This window comes from Mesorhizobium sp. M0139 (assembly GCF_040322455.1).
Classification (GTDB): domain Bacteria; phylum Pseudomonadota; class Alphaproteobacteria; order Rhizobiales; family Rhizobiaceae; genus Mesorhizobium.
This window is the reverse complement of the sequence record NZ_JAMYTN010000018.1, coordinates 18,106-39,194: the sequence shown is the minus strand read 5'-3', so window position 1 is coordinate 39,194 and position 21,089 is coordinate 18,106. Positions and strand designations below refer to the sequence as shown.

The 21,089-nt window shown below is 63.4% G+C and carries 19 protein-coding genes; 11 read left to right on the top strand and 8 right to left on the bottom strand.

Annotation, left to right across the window (positions count from 1 at the left end; translation table 11 throughout):
* Nucleotides 1-106: 106 nt before the first annotated feature.
* Nucleotides 107-1,000, bottom strand: coding sequence for a LysR family transcriptional regulator (locus NKJ58_RS26170; protein WP_352560063.1), 894 nt, complete (start codon nucleotides 998-1,000; stop codon nucleotides 107-109).
* A gap of 128 nt (nucleotides 1,001-1,128) precedes the next feature.
* Between NKJ58_RS26170 and NKJ58_RS26165 the strand changes: the two genes are divergently transcribed.
* Nucleotides 1,129-1,917 carry an alpha/beta fold hydrolase gene (locus NKJ58_RS26165; RefSeq protein ID WP_352519692.1) on the top strand — a complete coding sequence of 263 codons (789 nt, stop codon included), beginning with the start codon at nucleotides 1,129-1,131 and terminating at the stop codon, nucleotides 1,915-1,917.
* Here the strand turns inward: NKJ58_RS26165 and NKJ58_RS26160 are convergent.
* A complete protein-coding gene (locus tag NKJ58_RS26160) occupies nucleotides 1,914-2,321 on the bottom strand; it encodes a DUF2000 family protein (protein ID WP_023739648.1) in 408 nt (135 codons plus the stop codon). The two genes, NKJ58_RS26165 and NKJ58_RS26160, sit on opposite strands and share 4 nt — an antisense overlap.
* 46 nt (nucleotides 2,322-2,367) lie before the next feature.
* Here NKJ58_RS26160 and NKJ58_RS26155 point away from each other — a divergent pair, with 46 nt between their 5' ends.
* A complete protein-coding gene (locus NKJ58_RS26155; RefSeq protein ID WP_023711333.1) occupies nucleotides 2,368-3,231 on the top strand; it encodes an AraC family transcriptional regulator in 864 nt (287 codons plus the stop codon).
* A gap of 10 nt (nucleotides 3,232-3,241) precedes the next feature.
* Here NKJ58_RS26155 and NKJ58_RS26150 read toward each other — a convergent pair whose 3' ends face one another.
* On the bottom strand, nucleotides 3,242-3,712 hold the full coding sequence (locus tag NKJ58_RS26150; RefSeq protein WP_023671361.1) for a MarR family winged helix-turn-helix transcriptional regulator: 471 nt from the start codon (nucleotides 3,710-3,712) through the stop codon (nucleotides 3,242-3,244).
* A gap of 421 nt (nucleotides 3,713-4,133) precedes the next feature.
* On the opposite strand from NKJ58_RS26150, the gene NKJ58_RS26145 reads away from it, so the two are divergent.
* Nucleotides 4,134-5,189 (top strand): CobW family GTP-binding protein, encoded by a 1,056-nt coding sequence (locus NKJ58_RS26145; RefSeq protein WP_023739647.1) that lies wholly within the window; start codon nucleotides 4,134-4,136, stop codon nucleotides 5,187-5,189.
* A 248-nt stretch (nucleotides 5,190-5,437) separates the two neighbouring features.
* Entirely contained in the window at nucleotides 5,438-6,412 is a 975-nt protein-coding gene (locus tag NKJ58_RS26140; RefSeq protein WP_352519691.1) for a WD40 repeat domain-containing protein, read from the top strand.
* Between the two features lies 1 nt (nucleotide 6,413).
* Here NKJ58_RS26140 and NKJ58_RS26135 read toward each other — a convergent pair whose 3' ends face one another.
* A complete protein-coding gene (locus NKJ58_RS26135; RefSeq protein ID WP_352854132.1) occupies nucleotides 6,414-6,866 on the bottom strand; it encodes a hypothetical protein in 453 nt (150 codons plus the stop codon).
* Between the two features lie 155 nt (nucleotides 6,867-7,021).
* On the opposite strand from NKJ58_RS26135, the gene NKJ58_RS26130 reads away from it, so the two are divergent.
* The 4 genes from NKJ58_RS26130 (at nucleotide 7,022) to NKJ58_RS26115 (ending at nucleotide 12,652) form a co-directional block, all read left to right on the top strand.
* Nucleotides 7,022-8,404 (top strand): aspartate aminotransferase family protein, encoded by a 1,383-nt coding sequence (locus tag NKJ58_RS26130; protein ID WP_352519690.1) that lies wholly within the window; start codon nucleotides 7,022-7,024, stop codon nucleotides 8,402-8,404.
* Between the two features lie 35 nt (nucleotides 8,405-8,439).
* Nucleotides 8,440-9,825, top strand: coding sequence for a glutamine synthetase family protein (locus NKJ58_RS26125; RefSeq protein ID WP_023822078.1), 1,386 nt, complete (start codon nucleotides 8,440-8,442; stop codon nucleotides 9,823-9,825).
* A gap of 119 nt (nucleotides 9,826-9,944) precedes the next feature.
* Nucleotides 9,945-11,180: a putative DNA modification/repair radical SAM protein gene (locus tag NKJ58_RS26120; protein ID WP_023689249.1), complete on the top strand. Its 1,236-nt coding sequence runs from the start codon at nucleotides 9,945-9,947 to the stop codon at nucleotides 11,178-11,180.
* Between the two features lie 2 nt (nucleotides 11,181-11,182).
* Complete coding sequence (locus tag NKJ58_RS26115) at nucleotides 11,183-12,652, top strand: UdgX family uracil-DNA binding protein (protein WP_023689250.1); 1,470 nt, start codon at nucleotides 11,183-11,185, stop codon at nucleotides 12,650-12,652.
* 276 nt (nucleotides 12,653-12,928) lie between these two features.
* Here NKJ58_RS26115 and NKJ58_RS26110 read toward each other — a convergent pair whose 3' ends face one another.
* From NKJ58_RS26110 to NKJ58_RS26095, 4 genes are all read right to left on the bottom strand, one after another.
* On the bottom strand, nucleotides 12,929-14,209 hold the full coding sequence (locus NKJ58_RS26110) for a glycerate kinase type-2 family protein (RefSeq protein ID WP_023689251.1): 1,281 nt from the start codon (nucleotides 14,207-14,209) through the stop codon (nucleotides 12,929-12,931).
* 167 nt (nucleotides 14,210-14,376) lie between these two features.
* Complete coding sequence (locus NKJ58_RS26105; protein WP_023689252.1) at nucleotides 14,377-14,883, bottom strand: heme-degrading domain-containing protein; 507 nt, start codon at nucleotides 14,881-14,883, stop codon at nucleotides 14,377-14,379.
* Nucleotides 14,884-15,194: 311 nt separating this feature from the next.
* Nucleotides 15,195-16,511: a guanine deaminase gene (gene guaD / locus NKJ58_RS26100; RefSeq protein WP_352854126.1), complete on the bottom strand. Its 1,317-nt coding sequence runs from the start codon at nucleotides 16,509-16,511 to the stop codon at nucleotides 15,195-15,197.
* A 2-nt stretch (nucleotides 16,512-16,513) separates the two neighbouring features.
* Nucleotides 16,514-17,731, bottom strand: a complete 1,218-nt coding sequence (locus NKJ58_RS26095) for a urate hydroxylase PuuD (RefSeq protein ID WP_352854123.1) — start codon at nucleotides 17,729-17,731, stop codon at nucleotides 16,514-16,516.
* A gap of 135 nt (nucleotides 17,732-17,866) precedes the next feature.
* Between NKJ58_RS26095 and NKJ58_RS26090 the strand changes: the two genes are divergently transcribed.
* The 3 genes from NKJ58_RS26090 (at nucleotide 17,867) to NKJ58_RS26080 (ending at nucleotide 21,083) form a co-directional block, all read left to right on the top strand.
* Nucleotides 17,867-18,787: a LysR family transcriptional regulator gene (locus NKJ58_RS26090; RefSeq protein WP_023671373.1), complete on the top strand. Its 921-nt coding sequence runs from the start codon at nucleotides 17,867-17,869 to the stop codon at nucleotides 18,785-18,787.
* Nucleotides 18,788-18,894: 107 nt separating this feature from the next.
* Nucleotides 18,895-19,836, top strand: coding sequence for an LLM class flavin-dependent oxidoreductase (locus NKJ58_RS26085; RefSeq protein ID WP_023671374.1), 942 nt, complete (start codon nucleotides 18,895-18,897; stop codon nucleotides 19,834-19,836).
* On the top strand, nucleotides 19,833-21,083 hold the full coding sequence (locus NKJ58_RS26080; protein ID WP_352854121.1) for an LLM class flavin-dependent oxidoreductase: 1,251 nt from the start codon (nucleotides 19,833-19,835) through the stop codon (nucleotides 21,081-21,083). Before NKJ58_RS26085 ends, NKJ58_RS26080 begins: the two co-directional genes overlap by 4 nt.
* The last annotated feature ends 6 nt before the right edge of the window (nucleotides 21,084-21,089 follow it).

The window sequence follows — 21,089 nt, the reverse complement described above, 5'->3', positions numbered from 1 at the left end:
GGATCAACGCTTAACCTTTGCGGCAATCGCCTGCGCCCGGCAAGCCAAAAGCGACTGGCACAACAGGAGCCGCGCGCAGGCTCAGCGCGGGCCGATCCTATGCCGGCTAAAGCGCCTCGCCGGATGCCACTTGCGCCTGGAGATGAAGCCACAACGCCTGGGCGACGGGTCCATGCGGTCGGTCGCGCCGGCGCACCGCCGCCAGGGTCTCCGTCCGGCCGGGCAGATGTGCACCAGCGATCGAGATCAGCCTCCTATCCCGCAGTTCGTCCTCGATCAGCCATGCCGGCAGATGGCCCCAGGCCAGTCCGTGAAGGATCAGCTCCTTCTTCATCAGATGATCCGGCGCCGAGCACTGATGCGCACCGTCGACGAGGAAATAGCTCTCCGGCGACGGCCGTCGCGCCGTGTCGCACTGGGTGAAGGGCCGCATCTGCTCCGGCGCAATCTCGCGGCCAGGCGCGAACGGCAGGAACCCAGGCGCCACCACCGGCACGAGGGTCACCGCGCAGAGATCGATCCGCTCGAGATGCGGATCGGAAGGGTCCGCGCGATGGAAGACGAGGTCAGCTTCGCCTTCCATCAACCGTTCGAGCGGACCGCCCACCGCCTCGTACTCCAGGTGCAGGCGTGTCCCGGTGCGTTCGGCAAAGAAGCCGCTGAGCATACGCAGGATTTGCGGTCGCGGGCACAGATCACCCATGACGACACGCAGGACCGTCTCCTCGCCGCTCGCCAATTGGCCCGCATAGGTTCGCAGCTGGTCGATCTCGCGCAATGTCAGCTGCGCTCGCGCGTGAAACTCGCGGCCCGCCTCCGTCAGCCCCACCCGATATCCGCTGCGGTCGAGAAGTGTGAGCCCGAGCAACTGCTCGAGGCGTGCGACGGCGGCGAAGACGGATGGATGCGATCGGTTCAAGGCAAGCGCGGCCGCCTGGAAGCTGCCCTCGCTTGCCACGGCGTCAAAGCACCGTAGGTCGTGGAGTTTCAGACCATTCATTATCGTAAAAACCTACTGAGATTGTCCAATCATAGTAATTTTCCTGGATAGTTACGAGGCCTAGGGTGGCTCATTCAAAGGGCGGCGGGAGCATCGAACTCCTTTCGCCAGGGTGAGATGAGGACCAGATGACTGACACGCTTTATTTTACGACGGGCGACGGCTGCCGGATCGCCTATCAGCTGGCGGGGGCCGGCCCTGTGCTTGTGCTCTCGAATTCCATTGCGACGAACCTGCATATGTGGGACCGGCAGCTTGCGGAATTTGCCGGATCTTTTCGGGTGCTGCGCTATGATCTGCGCGGCCATGGCAGTTCCGAGGCTCCGGCCGGAGCCTATTCGCTCGATCGGCTGGGCCGCGACGTCCTTGAGCTGCTGGATGCGCTTCAGATCGCCCGCGTGCATTTCTGCGGGCTGTCGCTGGGCGGCTTCGTAGGGCAGTGGCTGGGTATCCATGCCCCGGACCGCATCGAGCGTCTCATCCTTTCCAACACCTCGCCACATCTCGGGCCGGCGTCTTACTTTGACGAGCAGATCCGTACTGTCCTTGCTGCGAGCAACATGTCGGCCGCCGCGGACATGTTCATGCACAACTGGTTTCCCGCCTCGATGCTTGCCAGCCCAAACGAAACCGTCGACGCGTTCCGCGCGATGGTCCTGGCGACGCCGCCCCAAGGTCTCGCGGGATGCTTCGCCGCCGTACGCGATTGCGATCTGCGCCGGACTGTCTCCCTCATTACCGCCCCCACCCTTGTGATCGGTGGAGAAGACGACAAGGTTACGCTGGCAAGCCACCGCGAGGCGATCGCAGCCAGCATCCCCGGCGCCACGCTTACACTGCTTCCGGGCGTCCATATGCTGAACGTCGAGCGGCCGACTGAATTCATGAGCGCCGTCACACGCTTCCTGCTGAATTAGGCGTGCATGCGGGCGCCCTTGGTGATCTTGTCGACGAGTTTCTTGTCGGCATGCAGCGCGATGCCGACGATCTTGGCGTCCTCAGGCCCGAACTCGGCGAAGACCGCGCGGTTGGCCGCATCGAAGCCGGTGGCAAACATCTCCTCGACATAGGCTGACCCCGTCACGCCCCGCTCCAGCGCCTTCCGGTGGATGGAGTTGAGCGTCGGCCCATCGGCCGAAAGTACGATGACCGGCTGGATCGACAGAGGATTGTAAAGGTTGCCGGCGCGGTCGCGGTAGGGTTCGCCTATAATGGCGGGGAATTGCGCGACGATGCCGCTGGTCAGGAAGGCGGCGACGTTGAGCTTTTGCCAGACGGCGAGATCGTCCCGCAGCACGATTGCAAATTTCGTATCGAACACCAAGATGAGGACTCCGGAGCACGCCGATGAAGGGCAGGGATAGGTGATGACGCACGATCTAGAAGGTGAGGCGACGCAGGGTCTTGAACGTTCGTGCGCGGATGAAGACCGGATCGTGTCGGCGCCTGTTACCGCTGGCATCGAGCGCATCGAGGCGCATTTCCATGGCAACGCCTTCGACCTGCACCGTCATGATACGCTTGCCGTCGGCGTGACGCTTTCCGGTGTGCAGCGCTTCCACTACAGGGGGACTGTCAACCACAGCCTGCCCGGCCAGGTTATCGTGCTGCATCCCGACGAAGTGCACGATGGCGGCGCCGGGACCGAGGATGGTCTGCGCTACCGGATCCTCTATCTGGAACCGTCACTGCTGCTCGACTGCCTCGACGGCGCGCCGCTGCCTTTCGTCAGGGATGCTGTGGTCAGCGATCCTGCCTTGCGTGGCACGCTGCTTTCGGCTCTGGCGCCGCTCGATGAGGAACTGGACGAGCTGTTCGTCGCCGATTTCGTTGCGGAGCTGGCGCAGCATCTGGGGCGTCATGCGGGACAGAAAGCAAAGCCGATGGGGAAGTCGGCCTCGCGTGCGGCAGCGCTGGCGCGCGGCTATCTCGAGGAGAATGCCGAGCGGTCCGTTCGTTCCGATGAGCTGGAAGCCGTCACCGGGCTCGACCGCTATGCGCTGTCACGCCATTTTCGCGCGACCTATTCCACCAGCCCGCATCGGTTCCTGCTGATGCGCCGGCTGCAAAAGGCAAGACGGATGATCGAGGTGGGCGAGCCGCTGGCCGAGATTGCCGTTGGCGCCGGCTTCAGCGACCAGAGCCATTTCAACAGGCATTTCAAGAAAGCATTCGGCTTGACGCCCGGCCGCTGGTCGACCCTGGTGCGCGGGCCTTCGGTAGCCGCCTAGGCCAGGAAGATCAATCGTCGATGTCGCCATCGTCGTCGACAAGCACCAGCTCCTCGTTCGACAAATTGGCCTCGATGCGGGCGAGCAGCTTGAACAGCGTCTTCTGTTCTTTCTTGTCGAGGCCCTTCAACGCCTGCTTCTCGGTCTTCTTCACCGACTTCTCGATGGCGTGGATGATCTCGCGGCCGGTGTCGGTGAGAAAGATATGCGCCTGGCGTGCATCCGCGGAAGAGGCGCGCTTTTCCAAAAAGCCCTGGGCCTGCAGCCGGTTGATGGTCTTGGTGATGGTCGGCGGGCGAACGCCGAGGCGGCCGGCGAGATTGCCGGGCGTCTGGCCGTCCTCGCGGTCGAGCGTCAGCATGATCTGGTCCTGGCCGGCATAGAAGCCGTGCGCCAGAAGCCGCGCCGCCAGCGCGGTCCTTGCCAGCCTTGCCGCCGAATGCAGCCGGCTCATCGTTGCAGTCTTGTCCGCCTTGGCCATGGTGATCCCTCTTCGGCCGTACCGGTGCGTGCAGCATAGACGCAGCCGGCCGGTTGGCAATCGACGATCAAAAAGATTCCGGCTTTCGAAACAGCTTTGCCGGCAAGCATTTGTGGTGCTCGAAATGGTGATGCCAGATGTTTATTTCAGTTAGATGACAAACGAGTTTCCGCCAAGGCGATTGCAACGGTTTGACGCGGCGCGGCTTAGCACAGATCAACGAAGAGGCGTTTCCAGCGACACGTTGATGGTCGGCATCCCTCGCACTCGGCCTCTCGGGTCTACCCATCCGCTTCGTCAATCCTGGGTCAAACACCCAGGCGGTTTGCCTCGTGCAAAAGGCCGGCACACATCCTATATCAGGCCAACAATCCCTTCTTGCGGCCCGCAATTCCGTGGCCCAGCCATTTCGAGGCAAGATATGAGCGAAGCACAGACGCAAATCCCCGTGACCGTTCTCACCGGCTATCTCGGCGCCGGCAAGACGACGCTGCTCAACCGCATCCTGTCGGAAAACCATGGCAAGCGTTATGCCGTCATCGTCAATGAATTCGGCGAGATCGGCATCGACAATGATTTGATCGTGGAATCCGACGAGGAAATCTACGAAATGAACAATGGCTGCGTCTGCTGCACGGTGCGCGGCGACCTGATCCGCGTCGTCGAAGGCCTGATGCGCCGTCCCGGCCGCTTCGACGCCATCGTCGTCGAGACCACCGGCCTCGCCGATCCGGTGCCGGTGGCGCAGACCTTCTTCATGGATGACGACGTGCGCTCCAAGACCAAGCTCGACGCTGTCGTGGCCCTGGTCGACGCCAAGCACCTGCCGCTCAGGTTGAAGGATTCCAAGGAAGCCGAGGACCAGATCGCCTTCGCCGATGTCGTCGTGCTCAACAAGACCGACCTGGTGACGCCCGAAGAGCTGGCCAAGGTCGAAGCGACCATCCGCGCCATCAACCCGGCGGCCAGGATCCACCGCACCACGCGCGCCGGCGTGGCGCTGTCCGAAGTGCTCGACCGCGGCGCCTTCGACCTGTCGCGCGCATTGGAAAACGACCCGCATTTCCTCGAGGCGCACGATCATGATCACGACCATCATGACCATGACGGGCACGATCACCACGACCATGATCACGACCATCATCATCACGATCACGCGCATCCCTCCGACATCCATGACGTGACCGTGCAGTCGGTGTCGCTGCGCGGCGGCGAGATGGACCCGAAGAAATTCTTCCCGTGGATCGAGAAGATCACCCAGATGGAAGGTCCCAACATCCTGCGGCTGAAAGGCATCATCGCGCTCAAGGGCGACGACGAGCGCTATGTCATCCAAGGCGTGCACATGATCATCGAAGGCGACCACCAGCGCGCCTGGAAAGACGGCGAAAAGCATGAGAGCCGGCTGGTGTTCATCGGCCGCGAGCTTGACGCCGAGCGGCTGAAGAAGAGCTTTGACGCCTGCCAGGCGGCTTGATTTCCGGACTCTATGGCGCTAGCGCTGCCTGCTCTTCCTTCTCCCCTTGTGGGAGTAGGTGGCCTCGCGAAGCGAGGTCGGATGAGGGGTGCTCCAGCTCGGCACCGACGGCGATCCGTCCAACACCCCTCATCCGTCTCGGCGCTGCGCGCCGATCCACCTTCTCCCACAAAGGGGAAGGTTGACGCCAGGCCTGGCCGCCTCAATGGCTTCCCGGGAGTGGTGACAGCTTCATTGGAATGGTCCTGATGCCCACAGTTGCTCCCCTCGACCTGGAAGGTCACTGCCTTGCCGCCGTCTTCCTCGACAACGTGCCGCATTTTGCGCTGGCCGATGGGACAGTTCATAGGCTCGACAACGGCCACAAGACAATTCAGGCCAATGACGGCCTGCTCTCCACGTTCCATGACGCCGCCAACGACCGCCTGATCACCGGCGGCGAGGACGGCAAGATTTTTGCCGTTGCCGCCGGCGGCAATGTCAGCGAACTCGCCAGCGCCGGCAAGAAGTGGATCACCAGCGTTGCCGCCGGGCCGCAAGGCGCTATCGCCTATGCCACAGGCAAGACTGCCTTCGTGCGCTTTGCCGACGGCAAGACCAAAGAGTTTGCCCATCCACGTTCGGTCGAGGCGCTGGCCTTCTCCCCCAAGGGCATGCGCTTCGGCGTCGCCCGCTACAATGGCGCGACGCTGCATTTCCCGGCCGCCGAGGGCAGACCGGTGGAGCTGGAATGGGCCGGCGCCCATACCGGCGTCACCTTCTCGCCGGATGGCGCCTTCCTCGTCACCACCATGCAGGAAAACGCGCTGCATGGCTGGAAGCTCGCCGACGGCAAGCACATGCGCATGACCGGCTATCCCGGCAAGGTCAAAAGCCTGTCGTGGAGCGTGAAGGGCAAATGGCTGGCGAGTTCCGGCGCGCCGGCGGCGATCGTCTGGCCGTTTTCGGGCAAGGACGGCCCGATGGGAAAGGCGCCGCTGGAGCTCGGCACGCGCGGCAACGCCATGGTGACATCGGTTGCCTGCCATCCGAGCCAGGATGTCGTCGCCGTCGGCTATGATGACGGCATGGTCATGGCGGTGCGCTTTACCGATGCCAAAGAGGTGCTGTTGCGCCGCCCGGGCAAGGGCGCCATCACCGCGATGATGTGGGATAAGGAAGAGCGCCGGGTCGCCTTCGGCAGTGCCGCCGGCGACTGCGGCGTCATCGATATCTCGGCGTGACCTATTCGGCTCCGCACGACACCTTGCCGGTCAATTCTTTCGGCTTGCCGTCCTGTTCCGTGTCGGCGGCGTTGTCGTAGACGGCAAGCGTGTACCGGCCGTCATAGACGCCCTCGTCACTGGTCTTGGTCAGGATCGTCAGTTCGACAGAGTTGAATTTATCTCCGAGCTGATGCTCGTGGTAGATGTTCAGCCGCAACTCCTTGTCGTCCAGCCAGTACTGGGTGAGGTCGGAATCCTCGAAGACGGTCTTGCGCAGACTGTCGCCTTCCGGCCGGCCAAGTATCTCGAGATCGCCGCGAAAATTGAAGGTCGGGCCGCCCATACCTCTGGTGACCCCGGCGCCGACCTCGAATTGCACCGCTTTGTCATCGACGGAACACCAGACGCCGCCCGATGCGGAAGCCGCAGCGGCCGACAAGAGTAGCGCAATAGCGCAGATGATCGTCCGCATTTTTCTCCCCAAACCACAGACCCGATCGCATTGGCGCCCGACTGCGCCGGAAGGTCAAGTCTGCCGAACTTGCTGCTGACCCAATGCAGCGCACCAACACGGCCAATTGCGGTTGCCGTCGCCAATTGGGTAGTGTGCCGGCCGAGAGGGATTTCATGCACAGCACGAACAGTTCAAAGGCGTCCATTGGCGGTATCAGCCGCGACCGCATCGCTGCATTGCGGACAAGCGAGGCGAACACCTTCCGGAAGGCGCGGCCGAAATCGCAGGCCAAGGTCGGTAACGGCCTGCCAGGCTTCTTCGGCGGTGTGCCGATGCACTGGATGAACGACTGGCCGACGCCATTCCCGATCCTGGTCGAAAGCGCCAAGGGCGTCGCCATCACGGATATCGACGGCAACAGGCTGGACGATTTCTGCCTCGGTGACACCGGCTCGATGTTCGGCCATTCGCCGCCGCCGGTGGCGCGCGCCATCCGCCGCCAAGCCGGGCGCGGCCTGACCTATATGCTGCCTTCGGAAGATGCGCTGGCCATCGGGCCGCTGCTCACACAGCGTTTCGGTCTGCCGTTCTGGCAGATCGCCACCACCGCCACCGACGCCAACCGCTTCGCGCTGCGCGTCGCCCGCGCCGTCACCGGCCGCGAAAAGATACTGGTCTTCAACGGCTGCTATCACGGCTCGGTCGACGAGACGATGGTCCGGATGGTCGACGGCAAGCCCGTGAATCGGCCGGGGCTGGCGGGTGAGTTTCGCGACCTGACCAGGACGGCGAAGGTCATTGAATTCAACGATGTTGCTGCACTGGAAGCGGCGCTCGCCGACCACGATGTCGCCTGCGTCATCGCCGAGCCGGTGCTGACAAATTCCTGCATGGTGCTGCCCGATCCGGGTTTTCACGACGCCTTGCGCAAACTGACGCGCGCGGCCGGAACGCTGCTGCTGATAGACGAGACGCACACGATTTCGACTGGACCCGGCGGCTACACCAGGAAATTCGGGCTGCAGCCCGACCTGTTCGTGCTGGGCAAGCCGATCGCCGGCGGCGTGCCGGCAAGCGTGTGGGGCATGAGCGACGAGGTCGCCTCGCGCTATGCCGACTACAATCGAACCAAGGAGCCGGGCTATTCCGGCATGGGCACGACGCTGTCGGCGAACCCGCTGCAGTTCGCAGCCATGCGCGCAACGCTCGAAGAGGTGATGACGCAGGAGAATTATGCCCGGATGGATCGCCTCGCCCTGCGGCTCGATGCCGGGCTGACCGGCGTCATCGATCGCTACAATCTGCCCTGGCATGTCGCCCGCGTCGGCGCCCGCGTCGAGTTCATCTGCGCCCCTGGCCCGCTCAGGAACGGCGCCGAAGCCGAGACTGCCCATGCGCCGGAGCTTGAGGCGGCTATCCATGTCGCGCTGGTCAACCAGGGCGTGCTGATCGCGCCCTTTCACAACATGATGCTGATCTCACCGGCCACCACCGGCGCCCAGGTCAACCGGCTGATCACCGCCTTCGCCACGGTTGCGGCAAGGCTGACGGCATGAGACAAGCTGCCAAGCCAAACTCGAGTACACTAATCATGACTTCACCTTCGGGCTCGACGCCCGCCGAGGCGCAAGCCTTTCTCGACGCCCATCCCGAAATCGAAGCCTTCGATATCGTCTTGACCGACGCCAACGGGGTCGGCCGCGGCAAGATCGTGCGCCGGCATGAGCTGAAAAGCATCTTCGAGGGCGGCCGCCACATGCCGATCTCGATCCTCGGCCTCGACATCACCGGCGAGGATGTGCACGAAACCGGGCTGATCTGGACGACTGGAGACGGCGACCTCAGGGCCTGGCCCATCCCCGGCACCCTGGTGCCGCTTTACGGCACCAACCCGCCGCGCGGCCAGCTGCTGATGGCGATGTACCATCTCGAGGGACAGCCAATGTCGTCGGACCCGCGCTTGGCGCTGGCCAGGCAGGTCGACATCTTGGCGGCCAAGGGCCTCTATCCCGCCGGCGCCTTCGAACTCGAATTTTTCCTGCTGGCCAATGAGCGCGATGCCGATGGCAAGGTGAAACCGGCGGACGCCGTGCTCGACGGCCGCCGCTCGGCCAAGACGGAAGTCTATTCCGTCGACCATCTGCACGGCATGGAGCCGTTGTTTTCCGACATCTATGCCGCGGCCAAGGCGCAAGGCATTCCGGCCGAAACGGTGATTTCCGAATACGCGCCCGGCCAGTACGAGCTGACGCTGAACTATCGCAAGGATGTCATGCGGGCGGCCGACGACCTCGTCATGTTGAAGCGGCTGGTGCGGGCGCAGGCGCGCCGCCATGGTGTCACCGCCTGCTTCATGGCCAAGCCGATCGAAAAATACGCCGGCTCCGGCATGCATTTCCATGTTTCGTTGCAGGACAAGAACGGCCGCAACGTTTTTGCCGAGGCTGGCGGCGAAAGCTGGTCGCTGCCGCTGCTGCAGGGGCTCGGCGGGCTGATCCAGACCATGGCCGAATCGATGCTGGTGTTTGCGCCGCACGCCAATTCCTGGCGGCGCTTCGTCTCGCAGTCCTATGCGCCGGTGGCGCCGACCTGGGGCGTCAACAACCGTTCGGTGGCGCTGCGCATCCCGGCGGGCGACGCCAAAAACCGGCGCATCGAGCACCGGCCGTCGGGTGTCGACGCCAATCCCTACCTGATCGCGGCAACGGTGCTGGCCGGCATCATCAAGGGTCTGGACGAAGGCCTCGACCCCGGCCCCGAAACCACTGGGAATGGCTATGAAGCCGCCGTCACGCGCACGACCATGCCGGTCGACTGGCGCGCCGCGATCGAGGCGGCGCGGGCCTCGAGCTTCCTGAAAGAGGCGCTTGGCGAGGATCTGCATCGCACCTTCGTGGCGATCAAGCAGTCGGAGTATCTGCGCGTCGCCCGCACCGTCAGCGAGCTGGATTACCACCTCTACCTCCATGAGGTCTGAGAGACCGCCTGGAACTCGGGCAGTCGTCCTGCTAGCCCGACGATCAGGCGGCGATTACTTTTTCGCCGCCTGCATCAAATGAGGTGGCGCTGCAGCCTTCAAGAACATATCATGAACGGATGAGCGCACCTACCGTCCGTGAAAAGCTGGCAATCCTGTCTGACGCCGCCAAATACGATGCTTCTTGCGCCTCGTCGGGCTCGGCGAAGAAGGATTCGCTCCAATCCGGCGGTATCGGCTCCACAGAAGGCATGGGCATCTGCCATTCCTACGCGCCGGATGGCCGCTGCATTTCGCTCCTGAAAATCCTGCTGACCAATTTCTGCATTTACGATTGCAGCTACTGCATCAACCGCTCGTCATCGAATGTGCGCCGCGCCCGCTTCAGCATCGAGGAGGTGGTGAAGCTGACCATGGATTTCTACCGGCGCAACTACATCGAGGGCCTCTTCCTGTCCTCAGGAGTCATCCGCTCCCCGGACGAGACCATGGCCGAGATGGTGGAGGTGGCGCGGCGGCTGCGGCTGGACGAAAAATTCTCCGGCTATATTCATCTGAAGACCATTCCGGAAAGCTCGGCCGAACTGGTCGAGCAGGCCGGGCTCTACGCCGACCGGCTGTCTATCAACGTCGAACTGCCGACCGATGAGGGCGTCAAGAAACTGGCGCCGGAGAAGAAGCCGGAAACGATCCGCCTTTCCATGGCGAACCTGCGCCGGAAGATGGAGGAAAAAGCCGAGCCGACGCTGAGGACCAAGAAGCGCGAACGCTTTGCGCCCGGAGGTCAGTCGACGCAGATGATCGTCGGCGCCGACAAGACATCCGACGACGGTATCTTACACTCCAGTGCGCGGCTCTATGGCAGCTACCATCTGCGGCGCGTCTATTACTCCGCCTTCAGCCCGATCCCGGATTCGTCATCGTCGCTGCCGCTGCAGAAACCGCCGCTGATGCGCGAGCACCGGCTCTATCAGGCCGACTGGCTGATGCGCTTCTACGGCTTTTCGCAGCCGGAAATCCTCGCCGGCAGCAGCGACGGCATGCTCGATCTCGCCATTGACCCCAAGCTCGCCTGGGCTTTGCGCAATCGGGCGAGGTTTCCCGTCGACATCAACCGCGCCGATCGGGAAGCGCTGCTGCGGGTTCCGGGTCTGGGCACCAAGGTGGTGGCGAAGATCCTTGAAACCCGCCGCCACCGACACATGCGGCTGGAAGATGTCGGACGGATCTGCCATTCGATCGCCAAGCTGAGGCCCTTCATCATCGCCGAAGGCTGGTCGCCGGGTAGACTGACGGACAAGACCGGCTTGCGCGACACGATCGTAAAGTCCTGCGAACAACTGTCTCTGTTTTGACCATGCAGCCGGCCCAGCTCGACCTTGCCCGATACACTGTCCGGCTAGCGAGCCAGACCGATTTCGCCGGTTGGCGCGATGCGGCACGGCGTCTGACGCTGAATGAGGTCCGGCCTGAGGATATTAGTTGGGGTGTCGGGTCCGACGCCAATGATCCTCGAGATGCCTTGCCGGCGGTGCCAGAGGGCGCGCAGCTTACCGTCCCGCGCGAGTTCATCGCCCATGCCGAAACCGCCTTCTGCCACTCCGACCCCGGCCGGTTTGCCTTTCTCTACTGGATGCTTTGGCGCCTGCGCACCGAGCCGAAACTGCTGGCGATCGCATCCGATCCCGACACCAGGCGGCTCGAAGCCATGGAAAAGGCGGTGCGGCGCGACAGCCATAAGATGCATGCCTTCGTACGCTTCCGGAAGATCGGCGACGGCGAGAACGAGCGCTACGTCGCCTGGTTCGAGCCGGAGCATTTCATTGTCGAGCGCAACGCGGATTTCTTCGTTCGGCGGTTCACCGGCATGCGCTGGACCATCCTGACGCCCTATGCCTCCGCCGACTGGAACGGCGAAAGGCTGGCCATCGGGCCGGGTGCGGCCAAGGGCGATGCACCCGATCAGGACGACACCGAGGCGTTGTGGCTGACCTATTTCGAAAACATCTTCAACCCGGCGCGGCTCAAGGTGAAGGCGATGCAGAAGGAGATGCCGAAGAAATATTGGCGGAACCTTCCCGAGGCCTCGCTCATTCCAGATCTGATCGCAGGAGCGGACGAGGCCGCTATAGCCATGATTGCCAGACAACCGACGACGCCGGCGCCGCACCACGCCAAGCTGCAGGCAAGACATTGGCCGAAGCCCGAGCCGGCCGAGGCGCCGGATGAAGACGATGCCAAGACGATTTCCGATTTGCGCGAGGCTGCAAAGGGTTGTCGTCGCTGCCCGCTCTGGCGCGACGCGACACAGACCGTGTTCGGCGAGGGGCCGGATGACGCCAAAGTGGTCTTCGTCGGCGAACAACCTGGCGATCAGGAAGATCTCGCCGGCAAACCTTTTGTCGGGCCAGCGGGCAAAGTGTTCGATGCAATTCTCGATGACGCAGGCGTCGACCGGCAAAAAGTCTACGTCACCAACGCCGTCAAGCACTTCAAGTTCGAGCCGCGCGGCAAGCGCCGCATCCACTCGAAGCCAAATACCGGCGAAGTCCAGGCCTGCCGCTGGTGGATCGGCCGGGAGCTTGAGCTGATCAAGCCGGACCTCGCCGTGGCGCTTGGGGCAACGGCGGCGTTGTCGCTGCTGGGCAAGGCCATTGCCGTGACGAAAATGCGCGGCCAGGTGATCGAGCGCGAGGACGGTTTGCGCGTGTTCATCACCATCCATCCTTCCTTCATCCTGCGTATTCATGAGCCGGCGGACAAGGAGGCAGAGCGCGAGCGGTTTCTCAGGGATATGAGAGAGGTGAAGCGGCTTATGGGGTCGTGAGATGAGCGAAAGCCTCAGCGACATCGCCATCCGCGGGCGGAGCAAGGAGGGAAGCGACGCAGCGCAGACCCGAGGATGCATGCCGCGACGTTTGCACGCTGCTACGGTGCAGAATTCTGCTCCGCTGCGCTCGACGGCTAACATCACGGAATGGACACGGGGCTTTGCGACGGAGCTTCGCTCCTGCTTCGCCCAGGGATGACGAAGCTGAGTGGCTTCAGCCAATCACCTACGGTCGTGAATCCAACGTTGGAAACTTCGGCCGCCACGGCCGAATTAACTGATCAGGATTGCCCTCAGATCATTCACATTCGTACCCGTCGGCCCCGGCACGAACAGATCGCCGATCGCGTTGAACGCCGTCCAGGCATTGTTGCCGGCCAGCATCGCCTTGGCGTCGACGCCGGCGGCACGCATGCGCGAGACGGTCGAGCCATCGGCAAAGGCGCCGGCATTGTCTTCCGAGCCATCGATGCCGTCGGTATCGGCGGCCAGTGCATGAATACCTTCCGCGCCGCTGATGCCGATGGCAAAGGCGAGCAGGAATTCGGAGTTGCGGCCGCCCTTGCCCCTTTTTCCGTCAACAGGGGCCCGCAAGGTCACGGTCGTCTCGCCGCCGGACAGGATCAGCACCGGCTTTTTGAACGGCCGGTTGCGCGTCGCCACTTCGCGCGCAATGGCTGCATGCACGCCACCGACCTCGCGCGCCTCGCCCTCGATGGAATCGGAGAGGATGACGGCTTCGATGCCCTGCCGTTTTGCCTCAGCGGCTGCCGCTTCCAGCGACACGCCAGCCGAGGCGATCAGGTGCACTTCATTGCGTGAAAAGCGCTGGTCATCCAGATCTGGCGCATCGGCCTCTGGCGAGTTGATGTGCGCCATGACGGCGTCGGGCAGTTTCATGCCGTAGGCCGCTATCGAGGCCAGCGCATCGGCGCGGTTGCCGGAGTCGGGCACGGTCGGGCCGGAGGCCACCAGCGCCGGGTTGTCGCCGGGAATGTCAGAGACAACCAGTGATACCAGTTTGGCCGGCCAGGCGGCAGCTGCCAGCCGGCCGCCCTTGATGGTCGAGAGATGCTTGCGGATTGTGTTCATCGCCGCGATCGGCGCGCCGGAGGCAAGCAGCGCCTCGTTGACGGCGATTTCGTCGGCGAGCGTCAGGCCGGCGGCAGGCGACGGCAGCAGCGCCGATCCTCCGCCCGATATCAGCGCCACTACCAGGTCGTCCGCAGTCAGCCCTTGCACCTTTTCGAGCAGGCGCCGCGACGCCTCAAGACCGGCAGCGTCCGGTACCGGATGTGCCGCCTCGATGATTTCGATGCGCTCGCATCTGGCGCCATAGCCGTAGCGGGTGACGACCAGCCCTTCGATTGGGCCATCCCACACCTTCTCGAACGCGGCCGCCATCTGCGCCGAGCCCTTGCCGGCGCCAATGACAATGGTACGGCCCTTGGGCCTGGCCGGCAGATGATCCCTGATGGTCCGTTCAGGATCGGCAGCGGCAACAGCGGCATTGAAGATCGAGATGAGAAAGGATTTGGGATCGAGCACGGTTATCCTTGGCCGTAACTGGCGGTTTTCAAAATGAGCAAACGTTGGCGCTGCCCCTCACCCTCACCCCGTGAAAGACGGGGAGAGGGGATCGCCAGCGCTCGAGCTTGTCCTTTCTCCCGTCACTATACGGGGAGAAGGTGCCGGCAGGCGGATGAGGGGCAGCGCCAACGTCACGATTTACCTTCCGGCGGCAGCGCCAATTGTGTCCGATCGAGGCCGAGATGATCGCACAGTGCATCGACGACGACGCCATGATCCTGGCGTTCCGGCAGGCCGGAGACGGCGATGACGCCAATGACGCCGGCACCCTTTACAGTCACCGGAAACCCGCCGCCGGCCAGTACGTAATCAGCAATATCCAGCCCCTCGCCGACCTTGAAGGTGCGGTCCGGTCGCTGCTGTTCCAGCACCAGACGATAGGTGCTCCTGAGGTAGCGCTTGACCACATTGATCTTGCGTCGTGCCCAGTCGGGGTTGGAGGCGTTTGAACCGGGCATCGCGGCATAAAACAGCGGCCGATCCCACAGCCTGATATCAACAATGATGGGCAGCTTTTCGGCCAGCGCCCGCTCGCGGATCGCCGCGCCGACCTTGAAGGCGACGGCCTCGTCGAAGGCCGGGAAGACCAGCGTCTCTTCCTGTTTCTGGATCAGAGCGATGTCGTCCGCGGCGGCCATTTTTGTTCTCCGAAATCGTCACAAATCGTGTGTACGACAAGCTCCGCCCGGTCAAGGTCTCGTCGCGGTGGTGGTCTTGCCCCGCCAGGGTCGACCCCCACTCCGTCGAGCTTCTCTCGACACCTCTCCCCCGATCGACAGGGTAGAGGAAGGGCGCCAAGCTGTCCGAACCGGCGCCCGTCCTCCGAAGCAAAGGCTCCCTTCCTCTCCCTCCGGAGGGGGAGAGTTGGCGCCGCGCAGCGGCGACGGAGTGGGGGAACCACTTGGCAACCAGGCGGAATCATCATCTTGTCCCGCGCGGATGATGGGTCCTACCCCACGATCATATCGATCTTGGCCGGCCGCCCCGCAACATAGACCTCGCGCACCGCGCGGTCGTCGCCCAATGTCTGCAGCAGGAACAGCTCCTCCGCCAGCGTCTCCACAGTCTCCATCCTCAGCCGCATCGCCGGCGTGGCGCGGGCGTCGAGCACGGTGATGTCCGCGTCGGTGCCTTCATCCAGCGTGCCGACCTTGTCCGCCACAGACAGCGCCTCGGCATTGCCACGCGTTATCTGCCAGAAGGACTGGAACGGGTTCAGCTTTTCGCCATTCAGCGCAATCACCTTGTAGCCCTCGTCCATGGTGCGCAGCATCGAATAGTTGGTGCCGCCGCCGACATCGGTGGCGGCAGCGATCCTGAGCGGCTTGTCGCGGCGACGAAAGCGCTGGTAGTCGAACAGGCCGGAGCCGAGGAACAGGTTCGAGGTCGGGCAGAACACCGCCACCGAGCCTGAGTCTGACAGCGCATCGGCCTCTCGTTCCGAGAGATGGATGCAGTGGCCGAACAGGCTCTTTGGCCCCAGCAGGCCATACTGCTCGTAGACATCGGTGTAGTCGCGCGCCTGCGGATAGAGTTTTTGCGTGAAGGCGATTTCGGCGTGGTTTTCCGACAGATGCGTCTGCATATGCAGATCGGGATGCTCGCGGCAGAGCGCGCCCGACATCTCCAACTGTTCGGGCGAAGAGGTGATGGCGAAGCGCGGCGTGATCGCATAAAGCTGGCGGCCCCTGCCGTGCCATTCCGCAATCAGTGCCTTCGTATCGTCATAGCCGGATTGCGGCGTGTCGAGCACGCCTGCCGGCGCGTTTCGATCCATCATCACCTTGCCGGCAATGTTGAGCATGCCGCGCGCATGCGATTCGGCAAAGAACGCTTCGGCAGACGCCTTGTGCACCGAGCAGTAGGCGGCGACCGTCGTCGTGCCGTGGCGCACCATCTCGTCCAGGAACAGCCGGGCGATGCGGCGGCCATGCTGAGCGTTGGCGAATTTGGTCTCTTCGGGAAAGGTGTAGGTGTTCAGCCAGTCGAGCAGTTCGGCGCCGTAGGAGGCAATGACCTGCATCTGCGGAAAATGCGCATGCGCATCGATGAAGCCGGGCAGCAGCAGATGCGGCCGATGATCGATCTTTTTCGCACCGTCGCCCGCTTGCTTTTCGACTTCCGTGTAGCTGCCTGCGGCAACGATCCGGCCGTCGCGGATCAGCAGGCCGCCATCCTCCTCATAGCGCCAGGCGGCATGGTCGTCGATGGCTTCGGGCCAGCGCAAAAAACTTAGGGTGCGGCCGCGCAGAAGTGTGGAGGTCATCCCTATTTCCCTGCGCCTTCGAACCAGGCGACCAGCAGCGCCCGTTCCTTGTCGCTGATCTGGGTGAGGTTGGCGGGCGGCATGGCGTGGCTGCGCCCGGCCTGCAAATAGATTTCACGCGCATGCTCGGCAATGCCGGCGTCGGTGTCGAGCATCACGCCCTTCGGCGCATGGTAGATGCCTTCATAGACCGGCTCGGCCGTATGGCACATCGAGCAGCGGCCAAGCACGGTGTCGCGCACCGCCGGGAAATGCGACGAGGCGATATAGACTTCGGCCGCGGCGGATGCCTTGGGCTCGCCGGTCAGTATTTTCGGCGCTGTCGACAGCCACATGATGATGACGAATAGCACCGCAGCCGCCATCCAGGTCCAGTGGGGGTTGCCGGCACGCTTATGTACGGTGTTGAAATAGTGCCGGATCAAGACGCCGATGATGAACACCAGCGAGGCGATGACCCAGTTGAACTCCGTCGCAAACGCCAGCGGATAGTGGTTCGACAGCATCAGGAACAGCACGGGCAGCGTCAGGTAGTTGTTGTGCAGCGAGCGCTGCTTGGCGATCTTGCCGTATTTCGGGTCGGGCTTTCGGCCGGCAATCAGGTCGGCGACGACGATCTTCTGGTTTGGAATAATCACCATGAAGACATTGGCCGACATGATAGTGGCGGTGATGGCGCCGAGATGCAGGAAAGCGGCGCGGCCGGTGAACAGATGCGTCAGACCCCAGGCGATGAACACCAGAACGCCATAGAGCACCAGCATCAGTCCGGTGTCACTTTTGCCGAGCGGCGACCGGCAGAGCAGATCGTAGACAACCCAGCCGACGCCGATCGTCGCCATCGACAGCAGGATGCCCACGGGAACCGACATGGACAGAACATTGGGGTCGATCAGGAACAGGTCGGCGCCGGCATAGTAGACCACGCACAGCATGGCGAAGCCGGACAGCCAGGTGGCGTAGGATTCCCACTTGAACCAGGTCAGGTGTTCCGGCATTTCGGCCGGCGCCACCAGATATTTCTGGACGTGGTAGAAGCCGCCGCCATGCACCTGCCATTCCTCGCCGAATGCGCCGACCGGCATGCCGGGGCGCTGGCGCAGGCCAAGGTCGAGCGCGACGAAATAGAAGGACGAGCCGATCCAGGCGATGCCGGTGACGACGTGCAGCCAGCGCACGGCGAAACTCAGCCAGTCCCAGAAAATCGCGAAATCCATCATGTGAAATCGTCCCTGCCGATCGGCTGACTTTACGGTGTGGGGCGCAAACGAAAAGAGGCGAGGTGTACGATGACTTTCAAAAAAAAATGGAAAATACTAGGCTGACCACGTACGCCGCCACATAAAGAGCCACGAATGGCCTATCTCGACAACATCGCCGTCTTCGTCCGCGTCGTCGAGCTTGGTAATCTCTCGGCGGCAGGCCGCGACATGCGCATTTCGCCGGCGGTCGCCTCCAACCGCATCAAGGAGCTGGAAAAACACCTCGGCGTGCGGCTGTTCAACCGCACGACACGGCAATTGATGCCGACGGAGCATGGCACGGTGTTCTACTCCGGCGCCAAGCAGGTGCTGGAGGCTATCACCGAGGCGGAAGCCGCGGTTTCGGCGCTTTCCGGCCAACCGCGCGGCACCATCAAGGTGACCGCACCGCTCGGCCTCGGACGGCGGCTGGTGGCGTCGGGCATTCCGGATTTCCACGACAAATACCCCGATATCGAGGTGCGGCTGAGGCTCTCCGACCACAATATCGACATCATGAAGGAAGGCATCGACGTCGCCTTCAAGCTCGGCATCATCGAGGATTCCAGCCTGCGGATGCGCGGCATCATGGAATGTGAACGCGTGCTGGTGGCGGCACCGAAATATCTCGAAGCGCGCGGCGAGCCGGTGGAGCCACAGGAGCTGATCGGCAAGAAGCACGACTGCCTGATGCTGCGCTATTCCGGGGCGCGCGAATATGTCTGGACGCTGCAGACGCCGTCCGGCCCGCAGAAATTCGAGGTGCACGGCCCCTACGACACCGACGATGGCGATGTGCTGACCGGCTGGGCGCTGTCGGGCCGCGGCATCATCAACAAGCCGCGCTTCGAGGTCGAACCCTTCATCCGCGACCGGCGGCTGCAGGTCATCCTGGCCAGCACGCCGCCAACGCCGGTGCAGTTCGCCGCCGTCTATCCGCACAAGAAGCTGCAGGATCCAAAGGTGCGGCTGTTGCTCGACTTCATGGCCGAGCGTTGCCAGCGGCTGATCAAGGATTTGCTGGCCGGCAAGTGAGGGGCTGTTGGCCCAGTCGCCAGGGTTGTCTTACAAGCAGGTGACCTTAGGTTCGCATACGCCGCCCTATGATCGATGGTCCCATGCCGACTGACCAGCAAGCCACAATGCATCTTGCCGTTTCGCTCAACATTACTTCCGGGCAGCCGCTCGGGTTTAGCGACCTGGCCGGCTTTGCCAAGCAAGCGGAAGCGGCGGGGCTGGACATGATTGTCCTCGATGATTCCGCGCCGAACAGCGCCGGGTCGAGTTCTTTCGAAGCGACGACCTTGCTGGCGGCGCTGGCGACGGTGACAAGTCGGATCGGCCTTGTCGCTGCAGCCTCGACGGTGGCTCACCAGCCGTACAATCTGGCGCGCCGTTTTGCTTCGCTCGACATCATCAGCCATGGCCGCGCCGGCTGGCACGCGACCATGGCGCAGGCGCCACGGGAAGCCGCCAATTTCAGCCGGCCGGATGGATTTTCCGACGATGTGTTCCGCCGCCGCACGCAGGAATACATCGGCATCGTTCAGCGCCTGTGGCAGGGCTGGGATGCCGACGCGCTGCTGTTCGACAAGATCGGCGGCCGCTTCCACGATCCCGAAAAAATGCACCTGCTCGACCACAAGGGCGAATTTTTCTCCGTGCGCGGGCCGCTGAACGTCGCGCGCTCGCCGCAGGATACGCCGGTGCTGGTGCTGTCCGGCCTGTCCGAGGCCGACCTGGATATGGCCGCCCGCACTGCCGATGTCGTCCTGCTGGACAGACCCACAAAGGACCCCAAGGCGCGCCATGACGATCTCAAGCGCCGCGTTGTGGCCTGCGGACGCGATCCGGGTGCGGTCAAGCTGCTGCTGAACGTTGGCGCAGATGTCGCTGCCAACGCGCTCGAAACATGGTTCAGCTCGCAAAGCTGCGACGGGTTCAACATCGCAATACCGCCTGCGGCGATTGACGGTTTCATCGGCCGCGTGCTGCCGGAATTGCAGCGCCGCGGCCTCGTCCGCCCGGATTATCCCGGCACCACCTTGCGCTCTCATCTCAGACTTGCCGGAGGAGCGCAATGACCCGCCAGATGAAGCTTGGCGCCTTCCTGTGGGCGACGGGCCACCACATCGCCGCCTGGCGTCACCCCAAGGCGCATGTTACTGCAGGCATCGACATCGATCATTACATCCAGCTGGCGCGCACGGCGGAAGCGGCGAAGTTCGACATGGTGTTCTGCGAGGACGCCGCCGGTCTGCGCGAAGCCAATGTCGGCATCGCCAGCCAGACCTCACGCTCGATCGGCTTCGAGCCGATCAGCCTGCTGTCCGCGCTCGCCGTGCAGACCAGCCGCATCGGCCTCGTTTCGACGGCGTCGACCAGCTACAACGAGCCCTACGGCCTGGCGCGCACCTTTCTGTCGCTCGATCATCTGAGTGGTGGCCGGGCTGGCTGGAACCTGGTGACGTCGGCCAGCCCCATCGAAGCCGCCAATTTCGGCGCGACGGGCCTGAAACCGCATGCCGACCGCTACGAGCGGGCGCGCGAATTCGCCGAGGTGGTATCAGGACTTTGGCAAGGCAGTGGCTTTCACGGTCACAACGGCCAGAGCTTTTCGGTGCGCGACCCGCTCGACCTGCCGCGCTCGCCGCAGGGCGCGCCGGTGATGGTGCAGGCCGGCGCCTCGGATGTCGGCCGCGACCTTGCCGCCCGCACCGCCGACGTCGTGTTCACGGCGGCGCAGACCCTCGAGGAAGCCAAGGGCTTTTACGACAACCTCAAGGGCCGTATGGCTGCCTATGGGCGGGAACCCGACGACATCAAGATCATGCCCGGCGTCTCCCCGGTGGTGGCAGACACCGAGGCCGAAGCGCGGGAGAAACAGGAGGAATTGCAGGCGCTGATCCCCGACGATGTCGGCGTGGCGCTGCTGTCCAGCTATCTCAGCATCTCCGATCTCGGGAGCTATCCGATCGACGGACCGATGCCCGAGCTGCCGGAGACCGAGGGAATGAAAAGCCGCCAGGCGCTGGTCATCGAACAATCGCGCCGCGACGGCCTGTCGATCCGCCAGCTTGCGCGCCATTTCGCCGGCGCACGTGGCCATTGGCGTATCGTCGGCACGCCGGCGCAGATCGCTGACGAATTGCAGGCGCGGTTCGAGGGCGGCGGCGCGGACGGCTTCAACGTCATGCCGTCATACTTCCCCGGCGAGCTCGATGCCTTTGCCACGCTGGTGGTGCCGGAACTGCAGCGGCGCGGACTGTTCCGTCGGGAATACGAAGGCAGCACCTTGCGAGATCATCTCGGCCTGAAGCGGCCTGCTTAGCCGCGC

Bases quoted from the DNA above. Each gene is read 5' to 3' on its own strand.
- NKJ58_RS26170 (WP_352560063.1), bottom strand. From the start codon at position 1,000: ATGAATGGTCTGAAACTCCACGACCTACGGTGCTTTGACGCCGTGGCA.
- NKJ58_RS26165 (WP_352519692.1), top strand. From the start codon at position 1,129: ATGACTGACACGCTTTATTTTACGACGGGCGACGGCTGCCGGATCGCC.
- NKJ58_RS26155 (WP_023711333.1), top strand. From the start codon at position 2,368: ATGACGCACGATCTAGAAGGTGAGGCGACGCAGGGTCTTGAACGTTCG.
- NKJ58_RS26150 (WP_023671361.1), bottom strand. From the start codon at position 3,712: ATGGCCAAGGCGGACAAGACTGCAACGATGAGCCGGCTGCATTCGGCG.
- NKJ58_RS26145 (WP_023739647.1), top strand. From the start codon at position 4,134: ATGAGCGAAGCACAGACGCAAATCCCCGTGACCGTTCTCACCGGCTAT.
- NKJ58_RS26140 (WP_352519691.1), top strand. From the start codon at position 5,438: ATGCCCACAGTTGCTCCCCTCGACCTGGAAGGTCACTGCCTTGCCGCC.
- NKJ58_RS26135 (WP_352854132.1), bottom strand. From the start codon at position 6,866: ATGCGGACGATCATCTGCGCTATTGCGCTACTCTTGTCGGCCGCTGCG.
- NKJ58_RS26130 (WP_352519690.1), top strand. From the start codon at position 7,022: ATGCACAGCACGAACAGTTCAAAGGCGTCCATTGGCGGTATCAGCCGC.
- NKJ58_RS26125 (WP_023822078.1), top strand. From the start codon at position 8,440: ATGACTTCACCTTCGGGCTCGACGCCCGCCGAGGCGCAAGCCTTTCTC.
- NKJ58_RS26120 (WP_023689249.1), top strand. From the start codon at position 9,945: ATGAGCGCACCTACCGTCCGTGAAAAGCTGGCAATCCTGTCTGACGCC.
- NKJ58_RS26115 (WP_023689250.1), top strand. From the start codon at position 11,183: ATGCAGCCGGCCCAGCTCGACCTTGCCCGATACACTGTCCGGCTAGCG.
- NKJ58_RS26105 (WP_023689252.1), bottom strand. From the start codon at position 14,883: ATGGCCGCCGCGGACGACATCGCTCTGATCCAGAAACAGGAAGAGACG.
- guaD (WP_352854126.1), bottom strand. From the start codon at position 16,511: ATGACCTCCACACTTCTGCGCGGCCGCACCCTAAGTTTTTTGCGCTGG.
- NKJ58_RS26095 (WP_352854123.1), bottom strand. From the start codon at position 17,731: ATGATGGATTTCGCGATTTTCTGGGACTGGCTGAGTTTCGCCGTGCGC.
- NKJ58_RS26090 (WP_023671373.1), top strand. From the start codon at position 17,867: ATGGCCTATCTCGACAACATCGCCGTCTTCGTCCGCGTCGTCGAGCTT.
- NKJ58_RS26085 (WP_023671374.1), top strand. From the start codon at position 18,895: ATGCATCTTGCCGTTTCGCTCAACATTACTTCCGGGCAGCCGCTCGGG.
- NKJ58_RS26080 (WP_352854121.1), top strand. From the start codon at position 19,833: ATGACCCGCCAGATGAAGCTTGGCGCCTTCCTGTGGGCGACGGGCCAC.